This is a genomic window from Burkholderia sp. MSMB1588 (genome assembly GCF_001546925.1).
GTDB lineage: Bacteria > Pseudomonadota > Gammaproteobacteria > Burkholderiales > Burkholderiaceae > Burkholderia > Burkholderia humptydooensis.
The window spans coordinates 2,004,646-2,029,860 of the sequence record NZ_CM003770.1; the positions used below are offsets into that span (position 1 = coordinate 2,004,646).

Annotated in this window: 21 protein-coding genes; 14 read left to right on the forward strand and 7 right to left on the reverse strand. The window is 67.4% G+C overall.

Annotated features, from left to right (window positions below; all coding sequences use genetic code 11):
* Positions 1–345: 345 nt before the first annotated feature.
* Complete coding sequence (ggt, locus tag WS92_RS08070) at positions 346–2,067, forward strand: gamma-glutamyltransferase (protein ID WP_059932807.1); 1,722 nt, start codon at positions 346–348, stop codon at positions 2,065–2,067.
* Between the two features lie 74 nt (positions 2,068–2,141).
* On the opposite strand, the gene WS92_RS08075 is transcribed toward ggt, so the two are convergent.
* Positions 2,142–3,707, reverse strand: coding sequence for a TolC family protein (locus tag WS92_RS08075; protein WP_059932805.1), 1,566 nt, complete (start codon positions 3,705–3,707; stop codon positions 2,142–2,144).
* Between the two features lie 143 nt (positions 3,708–3,850).
* On the opposite strand from WS92_RS08075, the gene WS92_RS08080 reads away from it, so the two are divergent.
* From WS92_RS08080 to ilvA, 8 genes are all read left to right on the forward strand, one after another.
* A complete protein-coding gene (locus WS92_RS08080) occupies positions 3,851–4,024 on the forward strand; it encodes a hypothetical protein (protein WP_009915194.1) in 174 nt (57 codons plus the stop codon).
* A gap of 242 nt (positions 4,025–4,266) precedes the next feature.
* Positions 4,267–4,452 carry a hypothetical protein gene (locus WS92_RS08085; RefSeq protein WP_059932879.1) on the forward strand — a complete coding sequence of 62 codons (186 nt, stop codon included), beginning with the start codon at positions 4,267–4,269 and terminating at the stop codon, positions 4,450–4,452.
* Between the two features lie 135 nt (positions 4,453–4,587).
* A complete protein-coding gene (locus tag WS92_RS08090) occupies positions 4,588–6,711 on the forward strand; it encodes a peptidase domain-containing ABC transporter (protein ID WP_059932803.1) in 2,124 nt (707 codons plus the stop codon).
* Complete coding sequence (locus tag WS92_RS08095) at positions 6,708–7,730, forward strand: lysophospholipid acyltransferase family protein (RefSeq protein WP_059932802.1); 1,023 nt, start codon at positions 6,708–6,710, stop codon at positions 7,728–7,730. The genes WS92_RS08090 and WS92_RS08095 overlap by 4 nt, the downstream gene beginning before the upstream one ends.
* Positions 7,731–7,742: 12 nt before the next feature.
* On the forward strand, positions 7,743–9,038 hold the full coding sequence (locus WS92_RS08100) for a beta-barrel domain-containing protein (protein ID WP_059932801.1): 1,296 nt from the start codon (positions 7,743–7,745) through the stop codon (positions 9,036–9,038).
* A gap of 13 nt (positions 9,039–9,051) precedes the next feature.
* On the forward strand, positions 9,052–10,641 hold the full coding sequence (locus WS92_RS34450) for an OmpW/AlkL family protein (RefSeq protein ID WP_059932799.1): 1,590 nt from the start codon (positions 9,052–9,054) through the stop codon (positions 10,639–10,641).
* Positions 10,642–10,776: 135 nt separating this feature from the next.
* Positions 10,777–11,709: a polyphosphate kinase 2 gene (gene ppk2, locus WS92_RS08110; RefSeq protein ID WP_006027078.1), complete on the forward strand. Its 933-nt coding sequence runs from the start codon at positions 10,777–10,779 to the stop codon at positions 11,707–11,709.
* A gap of 275 nt (positions 11,710–11,984) precedes the next feature.
* Entirely contained in the window at positions 11,985–13,544 is a 1,560-nt protein-coding gene (ilvA, locus tag WS92_RS08115) for a threonine ammonia-lyase, biosynthetic (protein ID WP_061083826.1), read from the forward strand.
* 235 nt (positions 13,545–13,779) lie between these two features.
* Here the strand turns inward: ilvA and WS92_RS35650 are convergent, their stop codons facing one another.
* Positions 13,780–13,938, reverse strand: a complete 159-nt coding sequence (locus WS92_RS35650; RefSeq protein WP_155246035.1) for a hypothetical protein — start codon at positions 13,936–13,938, stop codon at positions 13,780–13,782.
* A gap of 46 nt (positions 13,939–13,984) precedes the next feature.
* On the opposite strand from WS92_RS35650, the gene WS92_RS08120 reads away from it, so the two are divergent.
* Complete coding sequence (locus tag WS92_RS08120; RefSeq protein ID WP_059931690.1) at positions 13,985–15,253, forward strand: NRAMP family divalent metal transporter; 1,269 nt, start codon at positions 13,985–13,987, stop codon at positions 15,251–15,253.
* Between the two features lie 314 nt (positions 15,254–15,567).
* On the opposite strand, the gene WS92_RS08125 is transcribed toward WS92_RS08120, so the two are convergent.
* The 5 genes from WS92_RS08125 to WS92_RS08145 all read right to left on the reverse strand — a co-directional run bounded on the left by WS92_RS08125 (position 15,568) and on the right by WS92_RS08145 (position 20,727).
* Positions 15,568–16,158, reverse strand: a complete 591-nt coding sequence (locus WS92_RS08125; RefSeq protein WP_006027081.1) for an IMPACT family protein — start codon at positions 16,156–16,158, stop codon at positions 15,568–15,570.
* A gap of 101 nt (positions 16,159–16,259) precedes the next feature.
* Positions 16,260–16,964: a DUF2894 domain-containing protein gene (locus tag WS92_RS08130; RefSeq protein WP_059931700.1), complete on the reverse strand. Its 705-nt coding sequence runs from the start codon at positions 16,962–16,964 to the stop codon at positions 16,260–16,262.
* The gene (locus tag WS92_RS08135; RefSeq protein ID WP_059931692.1) at positions 16,957–17,604 is read right to left on the reverse strand and encodes an OmpA family protein; all 648 of its coding nucleotides are present in this window, start codon (positions 17,602–17,604) and stop codon (positions 16,957–16,959) included. The genes WS92_RS08130 and WS92_RS08135 overlap by 8 nt, the downstream gene beginning before the upstream one ends.
* A complete protein-coding gene (locus WS92_RS08140) occupies positions 17,601–19,937 on the reverse strand; it encodes a DUF802 domain-containing protein (protein ID WP_059931694.1) in 2,337 nt (778 codons plus the stop codon). Before WS92_RS08140 ends, WS92_RS08135 begins: the two co-directional genes overlap by 4 nt.
* Positions 19,938–19,947: 10 nt before the next feature.
* Positions 19,948–20,727, reverse strand: coding sequence for a DUF3348 domain-containing protein (locus tag WS92_RS08145; protein WP_059931696.1), 780 nt, complete (start codon positions 20,725–20,727; stop codon positions 19,948–19,950).
* 13 nt (positions 20,728–20,740) lie between these two features.
* Here WS92_RS08145 and WS92_RS34455 point away from each other — a divergent pair, with 13 nt between their 5' ends.
* Genes WS92_RS34455 through WS92_RS31510 form a run of 4 tightly spaced genes read left to right on the forward strand, consistent with a single transcriptional unit; the run spans position 20,741 to position 25,213 of the window.
* Positions 20,741–21,151: a hypothetical protein gene (locus WS92_RS34455; RefSeq protein ID WP_141667993.1), complete on the forward strand. Its 411-nt coding sequence runs from the start codon at positions 20,741–20,743 to the stop codon at positions 21,149–21,151.
* 59 nt (positions 21,152–21,210) lie between these two features.
* On the forward strand, positions 21,211–23,844 hold the full coding sequence (locus tag WS92_RS08155; RefSeq protein ID WP_061083827.1) for a type VI secretion system Vgr family protein: 2,634 nt from the start codon (positions 21,211–21,213) through the stop codon (positions 23,842–23,844).
* Positions 23,844–24,701 carry a DUF4123 domain-containing protein gene (locus WS92_RS08160; RefSeq protein ID WP_059929321.1) on the forward strand — a complete coding sequence of 286 codons (858 nt, stop codon included), beginning with the start codon at positions 23,844–23,846 and terminating at the stop codon, positions 24,699–24,701. The genes WS92_RS08155 and WS92_RS08160 overlap by 1 nt, the downstream gene beginning before the upstream one ends.
* A 26-nt stretch (positions 24,702–24,727) precedes the next feature.
* On the forward strand, positions 24,728–25,213 hold the full coding sequence (locus WS92_RS31510) for a DUF3304 domain-containing protein (protein ID WP_015601411.1): 486 nt from the start codon (positions 24,728–24,730) through the stop codon (positions 25,211–25,213).
* The last annotated feature ends 2 nt before the right edge of the window (positions 25,214–25,215 follow it).

Consider the following 25,215-nt stretch of genomic DNA (forward strand, 5'->3'; position numbering starts at 1 on the left):
CAAGGCCACGGTCCATCCGGCCGACGCCGGCGTCGTGCCGGATGCAGGCATTCCGCGGTCGCACGATGCGCTGTCGTCGTCGAATTCTTCGATGCAACTAACCATGTTGATTCAAGCTGCATTGCTTCACGCGCCGTCACGATCCGGCACCGTCGGTCCCGCCCCGACGGCCTCCGCGCGCCGCATGGCCGTCCGGCGCGAGTCGCCGCCATCCGGTGCGACGCGTTTCGCCCGCCGGCGTGCCTACGAAACCCCATTTTTGTATACGCGCGCGGCCATGCTATAAGCCTATTCATCGAACTTTCGTGCCCCAATTAGCAAGGAGATCCAAATGGGAGACATGTCATGAACGCAACGAATCGCTTCAAGTCGACGGTGCTCGCCGCACTCATGAGCACGGCGGTCGCCGGCTTCCTGCCGAGCGCGCCCGCTCACGCGAAAGGCCCGCAGCAGCACGTCGTGCTGGACGGCTCGGCCGTCGCGGTCGCCGACAAATACAGCGCCGACGCGGCCGAGCAGATCTTCAAGCAGGGCGGCAACGCGGTCGACGCCGCGGTCGCGATCGCGTTCACGCTCGCCGTCACCTATCCGGAAGCGGGCAACATCGGCGGCGGCGGCTTCATGACCGTCTACATCGGCGGCAAGCCGTACTTCCTCGACTATCGCGAGCGCGCGCCGCTCGCCGCGACGAAGGACATGTATCTCGACAAGGACGGCAACGTCGTCAAGGGCATGAGCCTGTACGGCGATCGCGCGGTCGGCGTGCCGGGCACGGTGGCCGGGATGTGGGAAGTGCAGAAGCGCTTCGGCAAGCTGAAGTGGAAGCAGGTGCTCGCGCCCGCGGTCCGCTATGCGCGCGACGGCTTCATCGTCGACGAGCAGCTCGCGCAACGCGGCGTCGACGCGTCGAAGGAGTTCGGCGGCAAGACGAACTTCGATCAATATTTCAACGGCCTGAAGGCGGGCGCGAACTTCAGGCAGCCGGAGCTCGCGGCGGTGCTCGCGCGCATCGCGAACGACGGCGCGAAGGACTTCTACGACGGCAGGACGGCCGACCTGATCGCCGCGTCGATGAAGAAGGGCGGCGGCCTGATCACGAAGCAGGACCTGATTCAGTACAAGGCGGTGTGGCGCGAGCCGATCCAGGCGAGCTGGAACGGCTATCGCGTGATCACCGCGCCGCCGCCGAGCTCGGGCGGCATCGGCCTCGTCCAGTTGCTGAAGATGAAGGCGGACCGCAAGGCCGACTTCGACGGCGTCTCGCTCAATTCGCCGCAATATGTGCACCTGATCGCCGAGATCGAGAAGCGCGTGTTCGCCGATCGCGCGCAGTATCTCGGCGACCCGGACTTCTACAAGGTGCCCGTCGCGCAGCTCACCGGCGACGCGTACATCGCGAAGCGCGCGGCCGAGGTGAATCCGGAGAAGCCGTCCGACACGAAGAGCGTGCAGCCGGGCCTGGGCACGTCGATGCCGGAGAAGGCGGAGACGACGCACTTCTCGGTCGTCGACAAGTGGGGCAACGCGGTGTCGAACACGTACACGATCAACGGCTACTTCGGCTCGGGCGTCGTCGCCGAAGGCACGGGCATCGTGCTCAACGACGAGATGGACGACTTCTCCGCGAAGCCGGGCGTCGCGAACATGTTCGGCGTCGTCGGCAGCGACGCGAACGCGATCGAGCCGAGGAAGCGGCCGCTGTCGTCGATGTCGCCGACGATCCTGACGAAGGACGGCAAGGTCGCGCTCGTGATCGGCACGCCGGGCGGCTCGCGGATCTTCACGTCGATCTTCCAGGTGATCACGAACCTGTACGACTTCAGGATGCCGCTGAAGGACGCGGTCGGCGCGATGCGCTTTCACCATCAACTGCTGCCGCCGAACACGATCTTCTGGGAGCCGTACCACCCGATCGACGGCGATCTGGCGAAGGGCATCGAGGCGAAGGGCTACACGCTGAAGGGCCAGGATTTCAGCGGCGACATCCAGGCGATCCAGATCGACGGCAAGACGCCCGAGGCCGTGTCCGATCCGCGCGGCCGCGGCGTGTCGCGCGTGATCCAGTGAGCGCGCAGCGCCGCGATCGCTTCGCATCGTTGGACGTGGCAGCCGTTCATCGACGCACGTAGCGGCGCGGGCGCTCATTCGCTCTTCCGGTCCGTTTGCGCCGCATTGCTCGCGAGGAAGCTGTCGACCGCGACGAGCGACTGCTCGTCCAGCGTGCCGAGAATGCCCTTGAGCTTCAGTTGCAGCTTCAGCGCGTCGAGGTAGCTCTCGAACAGCTTCTGGCGGATGTTCGAGATGTCGGTGCGCAGGTTCAGCGTCTCGTAAGTCGTGCTGTAGCCCACCTGGTGCGCCTTCATCGACGAGTCGTACGCGAGCCGCGCCGCCTGCAGCGACTGCTGCAGCGCGCGGATTCGCGCGCCGATCGATTGCAGCGCCGCGAGCGTCTCGCGATGGTCGGTGCTCAGTTGCTGCTCGACTTCGCGCAGCCGGTTCTGGTACTGCGTCGCGACGTGGTCGGCCTCGATCTTCCGGTAGTGCACGCTGCCGCCCGAGAAGATCGGAATCGTCACCTGCACGCCGATCGCGCTCTGATGGAAGTCGTTCTTGTCGGTGAGGCCGCGCAGGTTCGGATTGAGGCCGCGCGAATACGTCGCGAACAGGTCGACGGTCGGCAGGTGCTCCGCGTTGATGCGTTTCGACGCGAGCCGCGCGACGCGCAGGTCGCGGTACGCCTGCTGATACGACGGGTTGTCCTGAGGCTGGTAGTCGCCCGTCGGAATGCGCGGCGACACGCCGTGCATCGCGAGCCGCGGCCAGCGCGTGAAGTCGATCGCGGAGCCGAGCAGCGTCTCGTAGCGGGCGCGGCGCGCCTCGACGTCGGTGCGCGCGAGCGCCTCGTCCGATTGCGCGAGGCTTCTGCGCGCCTCGATCTCGGCCGTGTCGCCGATCGTCTTCATGCCGAGCTGCGCCATGCGGCGCGTGTCGCTCTCGAGGCGCGTGAGCGCGTCGACTTCGTCGTCGGCGAGCTGCAGTTTCTCGCGCGCGGACAGCAGATCGAAGCACGCGTTCGCGACGCGCATGATCAGCTCCTGCTTCGCGACTTCGAGCTGCTGCCGCGCGGATTCCTCGAATTCCTTCGCGCGGCTCATGTCGTACAGGTACGGCATGTTGAAGAGCGCCTGCGAGAGCTGCGCGGCGCCGTACGCGGCGGTGCTGTTGCCGCTCACGTCGATGCCGAACAGGTTCGCGTGCGTGCCGTAGCGGCCCCATTCGAGCTGCGCGCTCACCTGCGGCAGCATCTGCGCGCGCGCCTGCGGAAACTTCTGCCGCGCGGCGTCGTATTCGGCGCGCGCCTGGAGGAATTTCGGATCGTTCGAGATCGCGTGCTGATAAACGTCGTCGAGACAGAATGCGCGCGCCGATTCGGAACCGGTGCCGAGTGCGGCAAGCGCCGCGCAAACAGTAACGTAAGCCACATTGACGCGAAGCCGAAAGGATTTTGTCGTTAAGTGAAAACCCGCATGCCGAAATTTAGACGAGGCACCCAAATTCGCTGTTTCAAACATCTCCGTCTCCCTCTTCCGCCTTGTGTCAAGCGGTCTGCGACACAAATTAAACGTTTTAAATAATGAGTTGAAACGCATGCATCTTTTTGGTGAATTCCGGATCGTCAAAAATCTATATAAGACGCGGCCGGCCATCTTGTTTCTGTCTTGGGCGCATGATAGCCTGATTCCGGCTTGTAATCGCAGCGATAAAAAATAAACGTCGTTCGGTTATTTACGGCCATTGGCATTAATAGAGAAGTCTTGACGTCGTCTTTATTCTTTACGAGGAGATAGTTATGAAGGTCATGACGATGGAGCAGGCCAGGATGGTCAACGGTGGCGGCCCGATCAGCTCGCTGGGCACGCTGGCGGCGGCGTCCGGTCCGCTGTTCACGGCGCTCGGCCAGTTCATGCCGACGCTCGGCGGCTATCTGCAAGACCCGAAGAACTTCAATAGCAACGGCAAGTAAGCACTAGCCGTCGCATTCGCGCGGGGAGGCGCCCCCCGCGTAAAATCATCCGAAGTTCGAGCTGTAAAAACGGTAATCCGTGGCCAATCGAGATATAAAAACATTTATTCATTCGTTTTCGTTGGCAATCGGAGGAAATGATCAGGAGACAGTGATGTCGAGGCATCTCCGAATGGGGTCGTCCGCTCGGGCGGATGCGGATTCGGGTCGATGACATCGCTACCAGCGTAAAGGCCACCCCAATGCAAGCCATATCAGAACAGCAGGCCCGTGCGATCCGCGGCGGAGGCTCCGCGTACGCCAACTCGGCCGCCTACACGGTTTCCCTTGCGAATCAGTCGATCGGTCCCGTCGTCAACGGGCTCCTGACCGAGTACCAGGTCCAGGCCGTCAACCAGTTCAAGATGGCGCTCGGCTCCGGCAACTGACGCCGGTTTCGCGCATCGTTTCCCGTCGCGTTCCGCACAGGCGGGGCGCGCGTTCACGCCGCGCTCGCGCGCAGGCCTCGGGCCAGATCGCGCCGCGCGCGGGCCGGCATTGTCGTGTCCAGCGATTCGCAAGCTATGTGGTTCAATACAAATAAAGTCAGGCCCATTCTTCAGGACGAGGTGACCGAGTGCGGTCTCGCGTGCCTTGCGATGATCGCGACCTGGCACGGCCGCGACACCACGTTGCGCACGCTGCGCAACCGGTATCCGGTCAGGATCGATTCCGGGCTGTCGTTCTTCGATCTGATGGAGATCGCGAACGACCTCGGGATGCGTGCGCGCGGGCTCCAGTTCGAAGCGAACGAGATCGACGCGCTGAAGCTGCCCTGCATTCTGCACTGGGGGATGAACCACTACGTCGTGCTGACGAAGGTCTGCTACGGCAGCGTGCACATCGTCGATCCGGCGCTCGGCGAGACGAGGCTGCCGCTCGCGCAGGCGCTCACGCAGATCACGGGCTACGCGCTCGAGCTCAATCCGGACATCGGCTTCAAGCATGTCGGCACGTCGGACAGGATCCGTCTGGGCGACTATCTGGTCGGCTTGACGGGCATCCGCAAGAGCATCCTGCTCGGCGTCGCGGGCGGCATCGCCGCGCAGTTGCTGCTGCTGCTCGGGCCGTCATACGTGCAACTGACGATCGACGAGGCGCTGAAGAAGACCGACGTCGACATCCTGTACCTGCTGACGATCCTGTTCGGCATCGTGTTCCTGTTCGACACGCTGTATGCGAACCTCGTCGGCAACATCAAGAGCTACCTGCGCAACATCGTGTCGCAGCAGTTGTCGTCGAACATGGTCGGGCATCTCGCGCGGCTGCCGATCGGCTATTACCTGTTCCACAACACGGGCGATTCGATCTCGCGCGTGTCGTCGGTGTCGGAAATCGGCCGCTTTCTCGTCGACGGGCTGATCGGCGGGCTGCTCAATATCTTCACGTGCGTCGTCACGCTCGTGCTGATGCTGTACTACAGCCCGGTGCTCGCCGGCATCAGCCTCGCGGGGATGGTGCTGTTCGCGCTGTCGCGGCTCGCGATCCAGCCGCAACTGCAGGATGCGATGTCGCAGATCCTCACGCGCGGCGCCGAGGCCGACGCGCTCCTCATCGAGAACATCCGCTCCGCGCATTCGATCAAGCTGCTGTCGTCGGAGACGGCGCGCAGCAGCCTGTGGGTGAACGCGTTCACGCAGAAGCTGCAGGCGGTGCGCCAGCAGGAGCGGCTGCAACTGCTGTTCGACGCGATCTCGAAGGGCATCGTCCACGTCGAGCAGCTCGTGATCGTCACGTACGGCGCGTGGCTCGTGATGCACGGCCAGAGCACGATCGGCATCATCTACGCATTCATCCAATACAAGAACCTGTTCGCCGACAAGTTCGTCGATTCGATCCAGCTCTACGTGCGGCGCAAGGTGCTGCAGGTTCACATGGACCGCGTCGCCGACGTGCTGCAGACCGAGACCGAGGAGCCCGCGCCCGACGCGCCGGTGCGCTCGATCGAGCATTTCGACGGCTCGCTGTCGATCCGTGCGCTGACGTACACACCGAAGGGCGGCCGCCGTGCGATTCTCGAAGATGTGAATCTCGACGTGCCGGCCGGCGCGAAGATCGCGATCGTCGGCCGCACCGGCAGCGGCAAGACGACGCTGCTGAACCTGATCTGCGGGCTGTACCAGCCGGCGCCCGGTTCGCTGTTCGTCGGCGGCGTCGATTTGTCCGAGGTGAACCTGAGACTCTACCGGAAGCACGTCGCGGCGGTCACGCAGTCGGATCAACTGTTCCGCGGCACGATCCGCGACAACATCACGAACTTCGCGCCCGCGCCGCGCCTGGGCGCGATGCACGAGGCCGCGCGCCTCGCGTGCATCGATCGCGACATCGACGTGCTCGACAACCGCTACGACACGCCGCTCGGCGACACGCAGAAATTCCTGTCGGCGGGCCAGATGCAGCGGCTGCTGATCGCGCGCGCGCTGTATTGCGAGCCGCGCCTGCTGATCCTCGACGAGTTCTCGTCGAACCTCGACCAGGCGACGACGCACGAAATCTGCCGCAACGTGCTGACGCTGCCGTGCACGATCGTGCTCGTCACGCACGATGCGTCGATCCTGTCGATGGTCGAGCGCATCTACGAAATGCGCGACGGCCGCCTGGCCGACATCACGCCCGCGCGGCAGCCGGAGCTGGAGGTGCAGAAATGACGCTGATGCGGCTTTTTCTCTTCAATGCATTCTCGTACTGCTTTTTCGTGCGGCGGGTGGTCAAGCGGGTCGCGCTCGGCCGCTCGCCCGAGCGCGGGCTCGGCATGATGCGCTGGTGCGCGGGCGTGTGCCTGCGCCTGTTTCCGTCGATCCGCGGCTCGATCGAGATGTCGGTGCGGCACATGCTGAGCGCGCACCTGAACGACGATCCCGCGCGCATTCGCGGCGTCGCCGACGGCATCGTGCGCGAGCTGTTCGAGGCCGAGGTCGCGGGGCTGATGCTGCGCTCGCACAGCATCGCGTCGATGAAGGCGCTGATCGACCGGATGGCATGCGAGGGCGAGCCCGCGCTGCGCGCGGCGCTCGCGCGAGGCGGCCCGCTGATGCTCGCGGGGCTGCACTTCGGCAATCTGATGCTGTTCGTGTCGAAGCTGCGGCTGATGATTCCCGGCGACCGCAAGATGATGATCGTGATGCACAAGGACGCGCCGGGCGCGTTCTTCGACGACGCGCAGCGCCTCGTCGAAGAATACGGCGCGGGCAAGATCGAGCTGATCGACATCGAGCAGCGCGTGCATCTGCGCCGGCTCGTCACGGGCTTGCGCAAGGAGGCGCCCGTGTTCCTGCTGTTCTCCGACTTGCACGGCCGCTTCGGCAAGACCAACGCATGCCGGCTCGGCGGCCGCTGGGTGCGGCTCGCGGGCGGCGGCGTGAAGCTCGCGGTCGAGCACGACATTCCGGTGCTCGTGTCGTACGCGACGGGCGTGCCGTTTCGCGACGCGTGCAAAGTGCATTTCGTCGCGCTCGACGCGCGGCCCGCGTCGCGGATGCTCGGCGTCGCCGACGACGCGTCGCGCGTCGCGGCCACCCACCAGCGGATTGCCGACAAGCTCGAGGAAGCGCTCGTGAAGCAGCCCGAGCAATGGCACTTCTGGGAGCACTTCACGCCGTACCTGATGCCATCCCCGTTGCTCGAGCAGAATGCGCGCGCCGCCGCGCGGACGCTGCGCAGCGCCTGACGAGTTTCGCCCATGCCAATCTGGATGACCGCTCTGAGAGAGCAGAAGACGCCGCGCAAGCTCGCGCGCGGCACGACGTTCGGCACCGTGATCAACGGCGTCGTCGACGTGCCGATTTCGATGCGCTTTTTCTGCTATCTGTCGATCGCGATGTTCGCGATGTTCATCGTCGCGCTCGTGCGCCTCACGTATGCGAACACCGAGAACGTGATGGGGGTGCTCACGCCGCGCTCGGGGCTGATCGGCGTCGGCGCGCCGCCCGGATGGGCGGTGCGCGAGGTGTTCGTCGCGAAGGATCAGCACGTGAAGGCCGGGCAGAAGCTGTTGAGCGTCACGCGCGACACGAGCTTCGTGTCGCAGGCGAACAACGTGCAGGGGATGCGCGAATCGATCAAGCGGCAGCGCGTCGAGGTCGGCCAGCAGATCGACGCGGCGAAGCTCGAGTACCAGTCGACGATCCAGCAGATCAATCAGCAGATCGCGGCGTTCGAGCAAAGCCGCGGGCTCATCGACAAGCAGCTCCAGGACCAGAAGCGGATCGTCTCCGAATACCAGGAGCGGCGCGACCGCGTGAAGCAGTTGCTCAACGAGCAGGTCGTCACGCTCGAGCAGTACAACCAGGTCAACACGCAATACCTGCAGGCGAGCCAGGCGTATCAGGACCTGATGCTGCGCCGGGCCGACCTCGTGAAGAACGCGATGAAGCTGCGCGGCGATCTGGAAACCGTGCAGAGCAAGTACGACGGTTCGAACGCCGAGCTGAAGATCAAGCAGGAAGAGCTGAACTCGAAGGAATACAACATCGACGAGAGCGTGAACCAGGCGCTCTACGCGCCCGCCGACGGCCAGATCGTGCGGCTCGACGTCGTGCAGGGCAGCGTGATCGATCCGCCCGGCACGCGCGTCGTCGAGATCCTGCCCGCGAAGGCGGACGGGCTCATCGCCGAGCTGTACATCCCGTCGTCGAAGGCCGGCTTCGTCAAGCCGGGCCAGGAAGTGAAGCTCGCCTACGGCAGCTATCCGGTCGAGAAGTTCGGCACCTATCGCGGCAAGCTGCTGTCGGTGTCGCCCGTCGCGTTCACTGCGAGGGAGCTGAATCTGCCGGCCGACAACGGCGCGCCGCAGACCTACTTCAAGAGCTGGGTCGAGCTTGCCGAGCGCAGGCCCGCGTTCGAAGGCAAGGCGCTCGCGCTGAAGGCCGGCATGACGCTCAGGGCGGACATCGTGCTCGAGAAGCGCACGTTGCTCGAATGGCTGTTCGAACCGTTGTATCGGATCCGGCAGCGGATGTTCGGTACGCCCGCGTGACGGCTGATGCGTAATGGGTGACAAGCGGGGTGACAAGCGGGGTGACAAGCGGGGTGACAAGCATCGTCGACGGCGACGTGCGCGCCGCGGCTGGCGCGCTCCGGTGTCCTGCTGGCTCGGCGCGACGCTGCTCGCATGCGCGTGGTCCGCGCACGCGCAGGACAGCGGCGCGGCGAGATGGCGCGACGGCGCGGACGGCATCGGCTTCTTTCCGGGCGGCGACGCGCCCGGATTCGACGCGAGCGCGTGGGGACCGGTGCCCGGCGACGCGCGCCGCCGGGCGGCGGACGCGGCGGCGGCCGATGCGGGGCGCGGCGCGGCGTCGAACGGTGGCGCGGCGCTGGACGGCGCGCCGGACGGGGCAGGCATATCGGCGGCATCGAGCGCGTTCGCCTCGGACCCGAACGCGCCGCGCCCGCGCAAGCTCACCGAAGAGACGATCACGCTCGGCCAGCGCGCCGCTGCGGCCGCCGCCGCGCGGCGCGTGCGCGCCGAGGGCGACGACGGCATCGGCTTCGCCGACGTGCCCGGCGGGCCGCCTGCGGACGGCGCGGCATCCGCCGACGCGTGCAACGGCGGCGGGTGCGCGTCCGGCGGCGGCGACGACGGCGGCGGCGACAGCGCCGCGCCGCGCCGCCCGCCCGCTGGCGCGGCGCCGCGCTTCATCGCCGGCGTGCGCTACGACCGGATGCCGTACGAGCTGCACCCGATCGATCCGGAGCGGCTGCCCGACTTGCCGGAGGCGCAGGGGCCGACGCTTCTCGAGCAGTTGCGGGGCGACGACAGCAACATGATCGGGATCGGCTGGCACTACGTGCTGTCGACGGGGCGCTCGACGCCCGTGACGACGTCGACGGCGGCGCTCGGAATCGGCAGCTTCGTGAATCCGGGCTCCTCCGTGTCGATCAGCAACACGAACACGCCGGCGTTCACGTTCACGCATTTCTTCGGCGAGCACGTCGCGGCCGAGATCGTCGGCGGGATCCCGCCCGAGCTGACGATGCGCGGCCACGGCAGCATCGGGCTGCCGTTCGACAAGATCTTCCCCGGCGTGCAGGGGCGGCTGCCGCTCATCGACCTCGGCAACGCGCAGAGCAATCCGCTCGGCACGACGCGCGCGTGGCTCGCGTCGACCGTGTTCAAGTATTACCTCGGCAAGCGCGAGGACCGGCTCCGGCCGTACGTCGGCCTCGGCATCAGCTACACGCGCTTCACGAACACGAACCTGAACCCGGTGTTCGCGCACAAGCTCGCGTCGCTCGGCGGCCTGCTGTCGGCGGGCATCTCGCTCGGCGATCTGCAATCGCTGCTCACCGATCCGGGCGCGTTTGATCGCCTGCTGCAGGCGGGCGCGAACCTGATCCTGCCGAACGGCGTGCGCGCGACGGCGAGCGTGAAGAGCGCGTGGACGCCCGTGTTCGTCGTCGGCGCGAACTATCAGCTCACGCGCCAGTTGTCGCTGTCGACCTCGCTGTCGTACATTCCGCTGAAGGCGGCGATCACGGTCAACATCAACGATACGAAGCGGATTCTCGCGTCGAACACGACGACGCTCACCACGAACGTGCTGCTCTGCACGTTGCTGCTCAATTACCGGTTCTGAACGGCGCGGCGCGCGCGGTTCCTCGCCTTTCGCGGGCAATCGCCGGGCGGCACCGGCGCGCAGTCATTCGCCCGACATCCGAGCCTGCGATAATGTCCACGGAACGCGTCTGCGACGCGCAGCAAGGAGGCCGACATGGACATGAGCGAGAAGGACACGCGGCGCGACACCGCGCCGTTGCACGAGCGGCAGCGCCGCTTCGAGGAGGATCTCGTCGACGCGTATGACGAAGAGCTCGAAATGGAGTTCGACGATCGCCGCTTCGACGACGAGTCGCTCTTTTCCGCCGAGCGCCGCGAAGCGCGCAAGCGCTACTTCCGCGAGCTGTTCCGCATGCAGGGCGAGCTCGTGAAGCTGCAGGACTGGGTCGTGAGCACGGGGCACCGGCTCATCGTGATCTTCGAGGGCCGCGACGCGGCGGGCAAGGGCGGCGCGATCAAGCGGATCACGCAGCGCCTGAATCCGCGCGTGTGCCGGGTCGCCGCGCTGCCCGCGCCGAGCAACCGCGAGCGCACGCAGTGGTACTTCCAGCGCTATGTCGCGCATCTGCCCGCGGGCGGCGAGATCGTGCTGTTCGACCGTAGCTGGTACAACCGCGCGGGCGTCGAGCGCGTGATGAACTTCTGCACCGACGCGGAATACGAAGAGTTCTTCCGCTCGGTGCCCGAGTTCGAGAAGATGCTCGCGCGCAGCGGGATCCAGATCGTCAAATACTGGTTTTCGATCACCGACGAAGAGCAGGAAGTCCGCTTCCAGAACCGCATCGAGGATCCGCTCAAGCAATGGAAGCTGAGCCCGATGGATCTCGAGAGCCGGCGCCGCTGGGAGGCGTACACGGCGGCAAAGGAGGAGATGCTGATGCGCACGCACATTCCCGAGGCGCCGTGGTGGGTCGTGCAGGCGGTCGACAAGAAGCGCGCGCGGCTGAACTGCATCCACCATCTGCTGAGCCTCGTGCCTTACTACGAGATCGAGCGCGATTCGGTGTATCTGCCGCAGCGCGAGCATCACGACGACTACATCCGGCGCCCGGTGCCGGGAGAGATGATCGTGCCGGAGATTTACTGAAGTCTTTTTCCGACGCGCGCCGGGCGGGATTGACAAACCGCGCGTACTCCCGCAAGCTTGCGCACATGAATATCCACGGCTTCCGCATTGCGCACATTATTCGCACCATTCATCGAATGGTGGGTTAGCGCGCATCCGAAAGCAGTCACAGCAACCCGCCCCGTGAGGCGGGTTTTTTGTTTCCGTCTCCCGGGCGGCCACTCCCAGGAGAGCCTGCCATGCAGTCAGACGACGCCGTCACGGAAACACCCGAAACGGAAACACACGAAACCCTCATGCCCGTCGCGTCCGCGACGATCGCGCCGAGCGCGGGCACCCTCGATGATTACCTGAAGCTGATCCTGACCGCGCGCGTCTACGACGTCGCGCGCGAGACGGCGCTCGAGTGCGCGGGAAACCTGTCGGCGCGCGTGCGCAACACGGTGTGGTTCAAGCGCGAGGACACGCAGCCGGTGTTCTCCTTCAAGATCCGCGGCGCGTACAACAAGATCGCGCATCTGTCCGCCGACGCGCTCGTGCGCGGCGTGATCACCGCGTCGGCGGGCAATCACGCGCAGGGCGTCGCGCTCGCGGCGGCGCGGCTGCGCGTGAAGGCGACGATCGTCGTGCCGCAGACGGCGCCGCGCGTGAAGGTCGACGCGGTGCGCGCGCACGGCGGGCCGACTGTCGAGGTGGTCCAGGCGGGCGAATCGTACAGCGACGCGTATGCGCACGCGGTGAAGGTGCAGGCCGAGCGCGACCTCACGTTCGTCCATCCGTTCGACGATCCTTACGTGATCGCGGGCCAGGGCACGGTCGCGATGGAAATCCTGCGCCAGCATCAGGGGCCGATCCACGCGATCTTCGTGCCGATCGGCGGCGGCGGGCTCGCGGCGGGCGTCGCCGCGTACGTGAAGGCGGTGCGCCCCGAGATCAAGGTGATCGGCGTGCAGACCGACGATTCGTGCGCGATGAAGCAATCGCTCGCGGCGGGCAAGCGCGTCGAGCTCGCCGAGGTCGGGCTCTTCTCCGACGGCACCGCGGTCAAGCTCGTCGGCGAGGAGACGTTTCGCCTCTGCGCCGCGTATCTCGACGACGTCGTGACGGTCGACACCGACGCGCTCTGCGCGGCGATCAAGGACGTGTTCCAGGATACGCGCAGCGTGCTCGAGCCGGCGGGCTCGCTCGCGGTCGCGGGCGCGAAGCGATATGCGGAGCGCGAGGGGATCGAGGGCGAGACGCTCGTCGCGATCACGTCCGGCGCGAACATGAACTTCGACCGGATGCGCTTCGTCGCCGAGCGCGCCGAGGTGGGCGAGGCGCGCGAGGCCGTGTTCGCGGTGACGCTGCCCGAAGCGCGCGGCAGTTTTCGCCGGTTCTGCGCGCTCGTCGGCGAGCGCAACGTGACCGAGTTCAACTACCGGATCGCCGATGCGCAATCGGCGCACATCTTCGTCGGCGTGCAGATCGGGCATCGCGGCGAGTCGGCGGCGATCGCGGCGAGCTTCGTCGCGCACGGCTTCAGCGCCGTCGATCTGAGCGGCGACGAACTCGCGAAGCAGCACGTGCGGCACATGGTGGGCGGCCGCTCGCCGCTCGCGCGCGACGAGCGGCTATTCCGCTTCGAATTCCCCGAGCGGCCGGGCGCGCTGACGAAGTTCCTGTCGTCGATGGCGCCCGACTGGAACATCAGCCTGTTCCATTACCGCAATCAGGGCGGCGACGCGAGCTCGATTCTCGTCGGCCTGCAGGTGCCTCGGGCGGATCACGCGGCGTTCGACCGCTTTCTCGCGGCGCTCGGCTATCCGTATCGCGAGGAAACCGGCAATCCCGCCTATCGGCTGTTTCTCGGCTGACGTTCGCCGCCGGGCCGCCGGGCCGCCGCGCCGGGCGGCGGCGCGCTCATCGTGCGGACGTTGGCGCGGTCGCCGCGACGCGCGTGCAGCGCTGGGACGAGGCGGAGCCGCTGTCGCCCGTCGGCCGTGCGGGCGCGATCGCCGCGTGCCGCGCGAGCGCGGATTCGGATGCGCGCCGCGCGTGCGTGAGGCGATCCGCCGCAGCCGTTCGGCATCCGTTCGCTTACTTGAGCGCTTACCTGAGCTGGATGATGCCCCAGATCGCGATCAGCAGGCCCGCGCCGAAGCCGATGCCGAGCAGAATATAGGTTTCCATTTCGAATCCACGGATGAAGTGACGGTTGCGACCGGGGCGGCGCGATCGCGATTGGCGTGCGCCGCCCCGGTCCGGCACGCTACAATCGGCCGCCACATCCTACCGACGCAACCTTTCAGCAACCATGCCGGGCTCTTCCGTTCCGTCGAAATCGTCGAAATCGTCGAAATCGAACCTGCGCGCGCGCCTGCGATGGGCGGCGCTGTGGGGGCCGGGGCTCCTCGTCATGCTGGCCGACTGCGACGCCGGGAACGTCGTCGCCGCCGCGCAAGCCGGCGTGCAGTGGGGCGTCGGCCCGCTGCTGCTGCTGCTGGGCCTCGTGCCGTTGCTGTACATGATCCAGGAACTGACCGTGCGGCTCGGCATCTTTACCGGGCGCGGCCACGGCGAACTGATCCGCGCGCATTTCGGCGCGGGATGGGCGTGGCTGTCCGCGGCCGGCCTCGTCGTCGCGGTGCTCGGCTCGCTCGTGACCGAATTCACGGGCGTCGCGGGCGTCGGCGAGATGTTCGGCGTGCCGCGTTCGCTCAGCCTGCCGATCGCCGTCGCGCTGTTGATCGCGATCGTGATGACGGGCTCGCACAAGCGCGTCGACAAGGCGGCGATCGTGATCGGCGCGCTCGAGCTCACGTTCTTCGTCGTTGCGTGGAAGGCGCATCCGCAGTGGGGCGGGCTGCTGTCGAGCGCCGCGCGGCCGGCGTCGGCCGGCACGCCGGTCGGCTATCTTGCCGCCGCGCTGATCGGCGCGACGTTCAATCCGTGGATGGTCTTCTATCAGCAGGCGGCCGTCGCCGACCGGCGGCTCGGCCCCGACGACCGTCGCGCGGCGCGCGCCGAGACGGCCGTGGGCGCCGTGCTCACGCAACTGTTGACGGGCGCGGTGCTCGTCGCCGCCGCGGCGACGCTCGCCGGCGACGGCGCGCCGCGTGCGCTCGGCAGCGTCGGCGAGATCGCGGCGGCGCTCGAAACGGTGGTCGGCCCGCACGCGGCGCGCGTGCTGTTCGGCGCGGGCGTGCTGGGCGCATCGATGGTCGCGGCGATCGTCTGCTCGCTGTCGCTTGCCTGGGGGCTCGGCGAAGTGGCCGGCTACGAGCGCTCGCTCGACGACAAGCCGACGCGCGCGCCGTGGTTCTATGGCATCTATGTCGCGTCGGTCGCGGGCTGCGCGACGATCGTCTGGATCGCGCCCGACCTGGTGTCGCTGAACGTCGCGGCGCAAGTGGTCAACGCGGCGATGCTGCCGCTCGTCGCGGGCTTGCTCATCGCGCTCGCCGCGATCGCGTTGCCGCCGGCGCTGCGGCCGCGCGACGCCTATTTGTGGATGGTGTCGGCGGTGGCGGCGGCGGTGAGCCTCGCGGGGATCGTCGGCGCGGCCTCGGGCGTGATGTCGTGACGGCGGTGCGCGGGGGCGTGCGCCGACGCCGGGAGCAAGGCTTGCGGGGGCGCGGGGTGATGCTTCGTCAAGGGCCGGTATCAGAAGCCGGAGGGCAGAAGCCCGAGATCGAAGCCTGAAGCTCCGGTTCTGAAACTAGAAGCCCGAAATCCGGCGACTGCAGCCGCAAGCCGGACCGCAAAGCGCGCCCTGGAAAGCCGGAGCGCGAGAGGAACATGAGGAACGTGGCGCGGGCAGCAGCCATCCGTTTCGTGACGGCCGGGCGATGATTCGTCGATTCGGCCGGCGCGTGCCGTGCGCCGCCTTGCGCGGCGTCAGTCGACCGAAGGAAATCCGGCGCGCCCTTGCGTCAGGTCGAACAGCGTGTCGCGCGCGGCGTCGAGCGCGGTGGCGGGCAGCCGGATCACGAGCTTGACCGTCATCCCGTACGCGCTGTCGACGAGATCGTGCCCTTCCTGCTCGATCCAGCGGCGCACGCGCGCTTCGTCCGAATAGCCGAGCTCGACCGCGAGCCGTGCGTACGTGATCCGCTCGACGCGCTCGGCGTCGAGCAGCGCGGCGGCGATCGCGTCGGTGTACGCGCGCACGAGGCCGCCCGCGCCAAGCTTCACGCCGCCGAAGTAGCGCACGACCGCGCCGAGCACGCCGTCGAGGTCGTGATGGCGCAGCACTTCGAGAATCGGCCGGCCGGCGGTGCCGGACGGCTCGCCGTCGTCGGACATGCCCGACTGGCCGCCCGCGAGCAGCGCCCAGCAGACATGCGTCGCGGCCGGATGCTCGGCGCGCAGCCGCTGCAATTCGGCCATCGCCGCGTCGCGGTTCTCGACGGGGATCGCGTACGCGATGAAGCGGCTCTTGCGGATTTCGAGTTCGCGCGTATATGGGGCGGCGAGTGTGTAAGTCATGGGCGGTCTTGCGAAAAACGCATTGTATGCGACGTCGCGGCGCGATTTCGCGCGCAGGCAGGCGCCGCGCCCCGGCTGGCCGGCAGCCTGCGCGACATGCGCTATCGCGATTTTTTCCGTGTGATCTTCTTCGCGCCGCTGCCGCCGGCGCTGCGCGCCGCGTCGTCGCCCGCCGCGGCTTCGTCGCCATTCATCTGCTGGAGCCACGACAGCGCATCGACGTAAGACAGGAACTGCCGCAGATACTCGGGCGACAGCTCGCGCATCAGCGACAGCGACCGGTGCACGAGGCTGCTCGAATTGAGCGGCCCGGCGTTCTTCGGCACCTGTTCGAGCGACGCGCGCAACTGGCTGTCCGCGCTGAGCTTCGACCAGGTTTCCCGGAAGTAGTCGAGCATCTCCGGTTCGGGGCGCAACGCGACGCGGGTGCGGCTTGCTGCCTGGCCGGCGTGACTTTCGGCAGGAACGCCGGCGTCGCGCCGCTCGTGGCTGCCGATGTAGTCGAGCAGCGCGGCGAGCGGCCCGCGCGCGGGCCCGGCCGGCGACGCAGCCGGCGTTGGCGTCGAAGCCGAAGCCCCGTATTCGGCCCCATCCGCGTTCGATTCGGCGCGCCGAAGGTCGTCCGCGTAAGCGTCGATCAACGCCGCCAGCCGCGCGTCCAGCAGCCGGCGCGCGTCGCCGCCGTGACCGGCCGTCCGCTGCCGCAGCGCGTCGATGAAGCGAAAGCGCACGGGGTCGAGCCGGTCGGCGCCGCGCGCGCGCCATGCGTCGAGCGTGTGCTGCGCGCGCGCCGCGACGTCATTCACGATGTTCACCGTCGCCTGTCGTCCGCCGCGGCACCGGCGCGATTTCCACGCGCCGGTTCTTCGCGCGTCCCGCGTCGTCCGAATTCGGGCTCACCGGCTGCTCGGAGCCGAACGCGGCCGCGAACACCGATGCCGCCGGCACGCCTTCGTCGATGAACGCACGCGTCACCGTCAGCGCGCGCTTCGCCGACAATTCCCAGTTGTCGGCGAAGCGGCGGTTGCCCATGCGCACCTGCAGGTCGTCCGCGAAGCCGCTCACCATCAGGATCTCGTGATTCGCGTCGAGATACGCCGCGAGCGGCCCGGCGAGGCTTTTCAGCAGATCGCGTCCCGCGGGCTGCAATTCGTCGGAATTCAACGCGAACAGCACGCTGCCGCTGATGCCGATGCGCCCGTTGACGAGCGTCACGCGCCCCGCCGCGAGCGGGCCCGCCAGCGCCTGCTCGAGCGTCTTGCGGCGCTGCGATTCCAATTGCCGCTGCCTGACCTCGGCGTCGAGCTTCGACGACAGCTCCAACTGCACGCCGATCACGCCGACCAGGATCAGCACGAACGCGCCGAGCAGCACCGACATCAGGTCGCCGAACGCGGCCCAGATCGGCGCGGTCTGCTCGACGCCGCCGTCGATTTCGTCGCTCATGCTGCTTCGGCTCCGACGGACGCGCGCTCACCGGCAACGCGCTGCAGCTCTTCGATGATCTGCTTCTGCGACATCATGCTCAGGTCGATGACCTCGCGCGCCTGCGCGACGTAATACGCGAGCTGCTCGTCGCTGCGGGCGAGCGACTTGTCGAGCGCGGCCTCGATGCGTTGCAGATGCGCGACGAGCGTGCCGTTCGATTCGCCGAACGACTGGACGGCCGCGCCGAACGCGTCGCCGAGGCTCGCGACCTCGATCGCGCTGCCCGTGACCTGCGCGGCGACCGCGCCGAGCTTGCCGGTCTCGGCGTCGACCTTGTCCGTGAACTGCGCGCCCACGCGCTGCAGCAGATCCGCGCTCGTCGCGACGAGCGCGTCGACGGCCGCGCGCTGCTCGGTCGACGCGTGATTGACCGCGTCGAGCAGGGTTTCGAGCGTCGCGAGCATCCGGCCGCGCTCTTCGAGCATCGCGGTGTCGCGGACCATGCTGTCGGAGAGCTTCTGGCGCAGCTCGGCGACGACTTCGGCCGCGGCCTTCGGCGCTTCCGAGGCGGCCTGCACGAGCCGCGAGATCTCGGCGATCATGTCGCTCGCGTGCGCTTGCGTGTGGGCCGAGATGTCGCGGGCGGTTTGCGCGAGCGCGTCGCAGATCGCCTGCTGATGGTTTGCAGCGTGCGCGCTCGCCTGCTCCCATTCCGTGCCGAGCTTCGCGGCGATCGACGCGAGCGAAGCGGTCCACGCGGTCAGGCGTTGTTGATCGCGCGCTTCGAGCGTCGTCTGCAAATTCGAATGCGATTCGCCCATCGAGCGCAGCAGCGAAGCGGTGTGCTGTTCGAACGCCGCGGCTTGGGTCGAGATGTCGCGCGAGGTTTGCGCGAGCGCGTCGCAGATCGCCTGCTGATGGTTCGCGGCGTGCGCGCTCGCCTGCTCCCATTCCGTGCCGAGCTTCGCGGCGATCGACGCGAGCGAAGCGGTCCACGCGGTCAGGCGTTGCTCGTCGCGCGACATGAGTTGTGTTTGCAGGTCCGCATGCGACTCGCCGATCGTGCGCAGCAGCGCCGCCGAGTGCCGCTCGAACGTCGCGGCGGCCGTCTCCAGCGCCTGCCGGTTGCGCTCGGCATGCGTCTCGTTCGCTTGCTCCTGCTGCGCGAGCGCGGCGCGCCACGCCGCGGCCGCGCCGCTCGCCGTCGCGTCGAAGCGCGCCGAGACGCCGTCCAGCAGGTCCGCCGAGCGCCGATCGAACGATTCGGCGAAACGGTCGACCGATCCGTGCAGGCGCTCCGCGAGCGCGTCGCTCGAACGCTGATGCTCGGCGAGCGCATCGCGCCAGACGCTCGCGACGTTGGCCGCCGTCGTTTCGAAGCCGGCCGACAGCCGGTCGAGCTGCCGCTCCACCGCGCGCGTGACGGCGTCGTGCAGCGCGGACGTCTCGCGCGCGAGCGCGGCCATCGTGGTCTCCATGACGGGTTGCAGCGCCGATCCGGCGACGCGCGCGCTTTCCGCGACGCTGTCCTGCAGCGACTGCCCGACCGACGAAGCGAGACGCGCGTACGTTTCCTCGGCCTTGCCGAGAAACGCCTGCTGGCCGGCGATCTGCCGTTCGGCCGATGCGGCGCTCTGCTGCTCGAGCGCCGTCATCATCGTCTGCAGCCGGTCGACGAGCGCCGGCATCATGTCGGCTTGCCGCTGCAGGAGCCTGAAGGTTTCGCCGCGCTGATGCGCGTGCGAATGGGTGCGCAGCGTCGTCGCGATCTTCGCGTCGAGCGCTTGCGCGGCGTCGAGCCGCTCGCGCCGGCAAAGCGCCGACAGCAAACCCAGCATCGCCGACGTCGCCACGCCCGCAATCGACGTGCCGAACGCGAACCCGAGCCCCTTCACGGGCGAGGCGAGCGACGCGCGGATCGCCTGCAGGTCCGTCGCGCTTTCGAGCGCCGCGCCGGTGCCTCTAAGGGTCATCACCATCCCGACGAGCGTGCCCAGCATGCCGAGCAGCACGAGCAGGCCGACCAGATACGGCGTCAGCGCGGGGCCCGGCAGTGCGACGCGCTCGCCCTCGATGCGCACGCGCACTGCGTGGCGCAGGCTCGGATGCAGCCGTTCGAGCCACGCGCCGAGCGCGGACGGCGGCTCGGACAGCTCGGCGACCGCGCGCGCGAGCGTCGACGTGGCCTGCTGGTAGCGGCGCAATTCGAGCGCGCCGGCGAGATAGCAGGCCGCGATCACGAGTGTGACGGCGAGCGCGACGGGATTCGAGACGGCATAGCCGGCGCCGATCCAGCAGACCGCGGCGAGGCCGGCGAAAAAGACGACGAGATGAAGGTGAAATCTGGACATGGGAGCCCGGTTAGCTGGCGCGAAGGGCGGCGAGCAGCCCTTCGACCGGTTGAAAACGAACGTCTAGCTCGGCGAGCAGCACGCTCTGCATATCCTTGCGGAATGCGTCGAGCCGTGCGCCCGGCGCGGGGGCGGCGGTGTTTTTCGCGGCGTTGGCATCGGCGCCGATCGTCGCCCCGGACCCGGCCTCGGCCTCGGCGAGACGCTGCTGCTCGGCCTGGCGCACGCGCTCGAAGTACGCGCCGAGCAGCTTCGGCACGGACGCGAAGAGGCTCCGCTCGCGCGCGACGAGCGCGCGCTCCATCGTCGCGTCGAGCACCGCGAGCCGGGCGAGCGCGGGCGTTTGCGCGGCCATCGTCTGCCGAAGGCGGCTGCGCAGATCGCCGATGTCGATCTCCATCGCCTGCTGCATCGACAGGTAGTCGTGCCGAAAGAGCGTGAAATCGGCGGGCGCGTCGTTCGGCGGCGCGCCGCGCGTGGCGGCGCGGGTGACGCCGTCGCGTGCGGCGGCGAACGCGCCGGTGCGGGCAATCGCCTTCGCGAGCGACGCGCGCACGCGCGCGCCCTGGCCGTGCGGGGCGTCGCCGGCGGGGCGCGCGCCGGCCGCGACGGCGGGCGGACTCATGCTCAGCGCGGACGACAGCGCGATCGCGTCGGTCCACGCGAGCCATTGGCTCAGCCGGTCCGACAGCGACTGCCCGGACGGCGGAACGTCGGCGTCCGCGAGGCGGGCAAGCAGGCGGATCAGCGTCGGGCCGCCGAGCGCGCTACGTTGCGGGACTTGCACCATGCGACGAGTGTCAGTGTCAAAAAAAGGCAGCAGTTTACACGTTGGCGGCGGGCGGGCAGGCGTTCTTGATGCGGGAAGGGCGACGGACGGCTTCGGCGCGCCGTTGTGTGAGGGCGCAAAGGCCGGGGCCAGCGTCGTCGGAGCCGGTGGCCAGCTCGCGCATCGCACGCTCGGGTGCGTCGTCGATCGTCATGAAACGATCGACGCAACGCTCGAGCTCTTCCCATGCGGCGACGCCTCGCCGCACGCGAGCATGGCCATGAGCAATGGATCGGCATTCAAAAAGCATTTGTCCATTTTGGTTAGTCGGGTTGGCGCGTCGGGCCGGGGGCCGACCGACTTCATGTTTTCCTCAGCAGATTTGGTATCCTTATTCGCCAAAGAAGGCGGTTCGCCGGTACCGATACTGCGCTCGATCGCCTGACAACAAGGGGCGCGACGCGCCCCATTGCGGCGAACCTGAGAAAAAAAAGGATTTGAACCATGACGTTGGGGCCACGCGGGCCGCAGGAGGCGGCGTTTGCGCCGATCTTCGAGGCGATTCATCGTGGGCTGTTGCAGCGCGAGCGGCTGCTGAAGCTCGACACGCCGCTCGGCGCGAACACGCTGATTCCGTTGCGCGCGATCGGCGACGCCAGGCTCGGCCGCGATTACACGTGGACAATCGACGCCGCGACCACGCGCGACGACCTGAATCCCGACGCGCTGATCGCGCAGCCCGTGACGCTGTGGCTCCAGCAGCCGCGCGGCGTGCTCGACCTGAATGCCGACTACCGGCCGATCCACGGCTATGTGCATACCGTGCGCCGGCTCGGGGCCGACGGCGGCCTGACGTCGTGGCAAATCGGCTTTTCGTCGGCGCTGCACTTTCTCCGGCATCGCCGCGACGAGCATTTCTGGCTCGACCGCGATGCGCAGGACATCCTGTCCGACGTATTCAATCGCTATCCGCCGCTTCAGGGCGCATTCCGGTTCGCGCTGAGCGGGGCGCTCGCGAAGCGTTCGTATTGCCGGCAGAGCGAAACCGACTGGCACTTCGTCAACCGGATCATGGAAGACGAAGGGCTCTATGGCTACTGGACCCACGACGGTCGCGAGCAGAAGACGATGCTCCGGATCGTCGATCGCGTCGAGGCGCTGCCGGACGCCAAGCCGATCGACTTCTATCGAGGCCATGCCGGCGACGAGTTCGACGGGTTCACGCAATGGGCAACGCTGCGCCAGTTGAACAGCGTGCATGTCGCCTCGCGTTCCGGCGACTACCAGCACCCGACGACGCCCTTCGAGGTCCGGCAGTCGGTGCAAACGACCCGCTACGTCGAGCAGACGAACTGGCGCACGCAGGAGCAGAAGGCGATTCCGTATCCGCCGCTCGAAGACTATAGCGCGGGTGCGTACCGGTATCCGGACTCGGATCGAGGCGTTGCGTGGGCGCGCATTCGAGCGGAGGAGTACGAGTCGCGCTCGAGGCGGTACGCCGGGGTCGGCGGCTCGCGCTGGGTCGATGTCGGCGGCCGGTTCGTGCTGAACGATCATCCGGCGCACGCCGAAGCCGATCCGAAGGAGCGGGAATTCGTCGCCGTCGCGGCCCGCTGGACGATCGAGAACAACGTGCCGATCGCCCGCTCGGGCCTGCATTTCCCGTACAGCCTGCAATCGGACATCGAGCGGGCGCGCTCGGGTGAGGGCCCGGCGTTCGCGGTTGCGCCGCATCCGCAGGACGGCGCGACGGGCCTCTACGTCATCGAAGTGGACGCGCAGCGCACCGACATCGAATACCGCAGCCCGTTCGAGCATCGCAAGCCGGCCATGTCGGTCGAGATGGCGACGATCGTCACGCCGAACGGCGAGGAGGTCTGGACCGATCCGCTGAACCGCGTGCGCGCGCGATTCCATTGGGACAGGCAGAGTCCGCCCGACGCGTTCGAGACGTCGCCGCCGTTGCTGGTCGCGCAGTCGGATACCGGGCAGCAGTATGGCGGCGTACACGTGCCGCGTCGCGGCGAGACCGTCTATGTCGATTTCGTCGGCGGCGACTGCGACCGCCCGTATATCGTATCGCGCGCGCCGGGCGGGGCGACGCCGCCGATGTGGCATTCGGACGGGCTGCTGTCGGGCTTCCAGTCGCGCGAATACGGAGGCGGCGGCGGTTACAGCGAGATGCAGCTCGACGATGCGACCGGACAGGTGCGCGCGCGTCTGCTGAGCAAGACGCGGGGCGACTACAGCCATCTGACGCTCGGCTACGGGATCGTTCAGCGGGGCAATACGCGCGGCCGCTATCTCGGCTCGGGCTTCACGCTGCATGCCGACCAATACGGCGCGGTCCGCGCGAATCGCGGCCTGTACATCGGCACGCACTCGACCCGCCATGACGCCGAGCAACTGGAGGTGGACGCGGCGCGCGATCAACTGAAGGACGCGGCCGAGGTGCTCGCGCAGCAGTCGTCGCTGAGCGAGCAGCATCGCGCGGAGAGTCTGAAAGCGGGGCACGACGCGCTCACGGAACTGACCGACGCGACGCGGCAGCCGGTGGAGCCGGGCTTGAGCGGCGGGCGCACCTCGGGCGGCGGCACGGGCAGCGCGAACGGCTTCAAGGTGCCGGCGATGCTGCTCGGCAGCGCGGGCGGCATGGGCCTGACGACGTTTCAGTCGCTGCACGCGTCGGCGGATCGGCACGTGAACGTCGTCGCGGGCCAAAGCGCGTTCGTCGCGACGGGGAAGTCGTTCGTGGCAAGCGCGGGCGAGAAGGTGAGCGTGTTCGCGCAGGACGGGATCAAGCTGTTCTCGAAAGGGGACGTGCGTGTCGAGTCGCATCGCGAGACGATCGATCTGATCGGCCAGAAGACGGTGCGAATCGTGTCGGCGACGGAGCGCATCGAGATCGCGGCGGACAAGGAGATACTGATCACGTCGGGGCAGGCGTACATCCGGCTGAAGGACGGGGACATCCAGATCCATGCGCCGGGCAAGATCGACATCAAGGGCAGCATGCACAGCTTCTCAGGCCCGGCCGGCATGCCGTATCCGATGCCGACGCAGCCGGATGCGGTCTGTGTGCCGTGCATGATGAAACGCGCGGCGGGGCGATCGGCGTTCGTGTCGACGGGGGGCTGATGGATACGCAAACCGTGTTCGGCGAGGCCGATTCGTTAGGGGCGCACCTATATGTGCTCGTCGACCCGTTGCAGAACGGCAGTCTGCCCGGTGCATTGTCGGTCCGGTCGGATCATGTCGCGTGCCTGATGGACGGCGGAGCGGACGTGCGGGCCGTTTCGCCGCACCTCGTCTATATCCCTCCAAGTCACTTTGAATCGGCGCGCGCATGGCTGGAACGACATGGACCGTCATCGCCGTGCGCGACGCTGCTCGCATCGCCATTGCCGCTTGCAGCGCTCGCGGAGCATCTGAAGTCGTTTCTGCGCGTGTGCTTGCCGGATGGCGAACCGATCGTGCTCGCGTATTGGGATCCGGCGATTCTCGCGACGCTGGTCGGTTCGCAAGACGACGAGACGCTGTTCGTGAAAGGGCCGGTGTTGTCCGACCCGCAGCGTCAGGCATGGCTCGCGCCGATCCTGAGGTGGACGTATTGGGATCGCGAAGGCGCGCTGCGTCAGATCGACTGGCGTCAGGCTCGGATGCCGGCCTCCGCCGCGACGCTCAAGCCGCCGTTCAAGCTCGATCAGGGGCAGGTGGATGCGTTGATTGAGGCGAGTGTGCCGGACGGGTTGCTGCAACATTTTAGCGAGCATGCCCCAGAATTGTTGGCCGACGTGCCGGAGCGCGAGCGCTACGGTTTTGTGTGCCGCCAGATTGCGCGCGCGCGGCAGCACGGCATCGAGGGAACTGGCGCATGGATGGATTACTGTGTGCTCGCGATGCGACATGGGGAAGCGTTTGACTTGCGTCCCGATGGCGTGGTGCTGTTGCGCTCCCTCTTGCCGACGGCGAGTGATCGATTTGCGGCATCGTAGATACCTTCTGATCAGGATAGACGCGTATGACATTGACCCAACTCCGACGAGCCGTGCTTGCGACGTGTTTTGCCGCATTCACTCTGACGGCCTGCGCCGGTTCCAGCAGCCTGCCTGACGATCCGCTTGGCGGTGAAGGGCCCGCGCTTGCAATGGTGCCCGTCAATCATACTGATCGCTACGCGGTGAATATCTTTGTTGAGAAGTATTGGGCGGGGGACGCGAGCAGGCGTGGGGGAGGTGGGGGGGCGGCTTGTTGCTTTCCGGGGATGAGGGATTGGAGCAAACCCGTCACCGTGACATGGGAATGGGGATACGAGGAGGATCCGACGACCAAGGTGGTCACGATGCCCGACGAGAAGCACAGGGTCCAGGTGAATTTCCCTTCGGGCGGCCCGCATCAGGATCCGGACTGGCACAAGACGGACGCCTATCTGTGTGTCATTTTGCGTGATCTGAATACTGCGGCATTGGCGTTTTCGCCGAGCCGATCGGGCTGCGTAGCCAAATAACA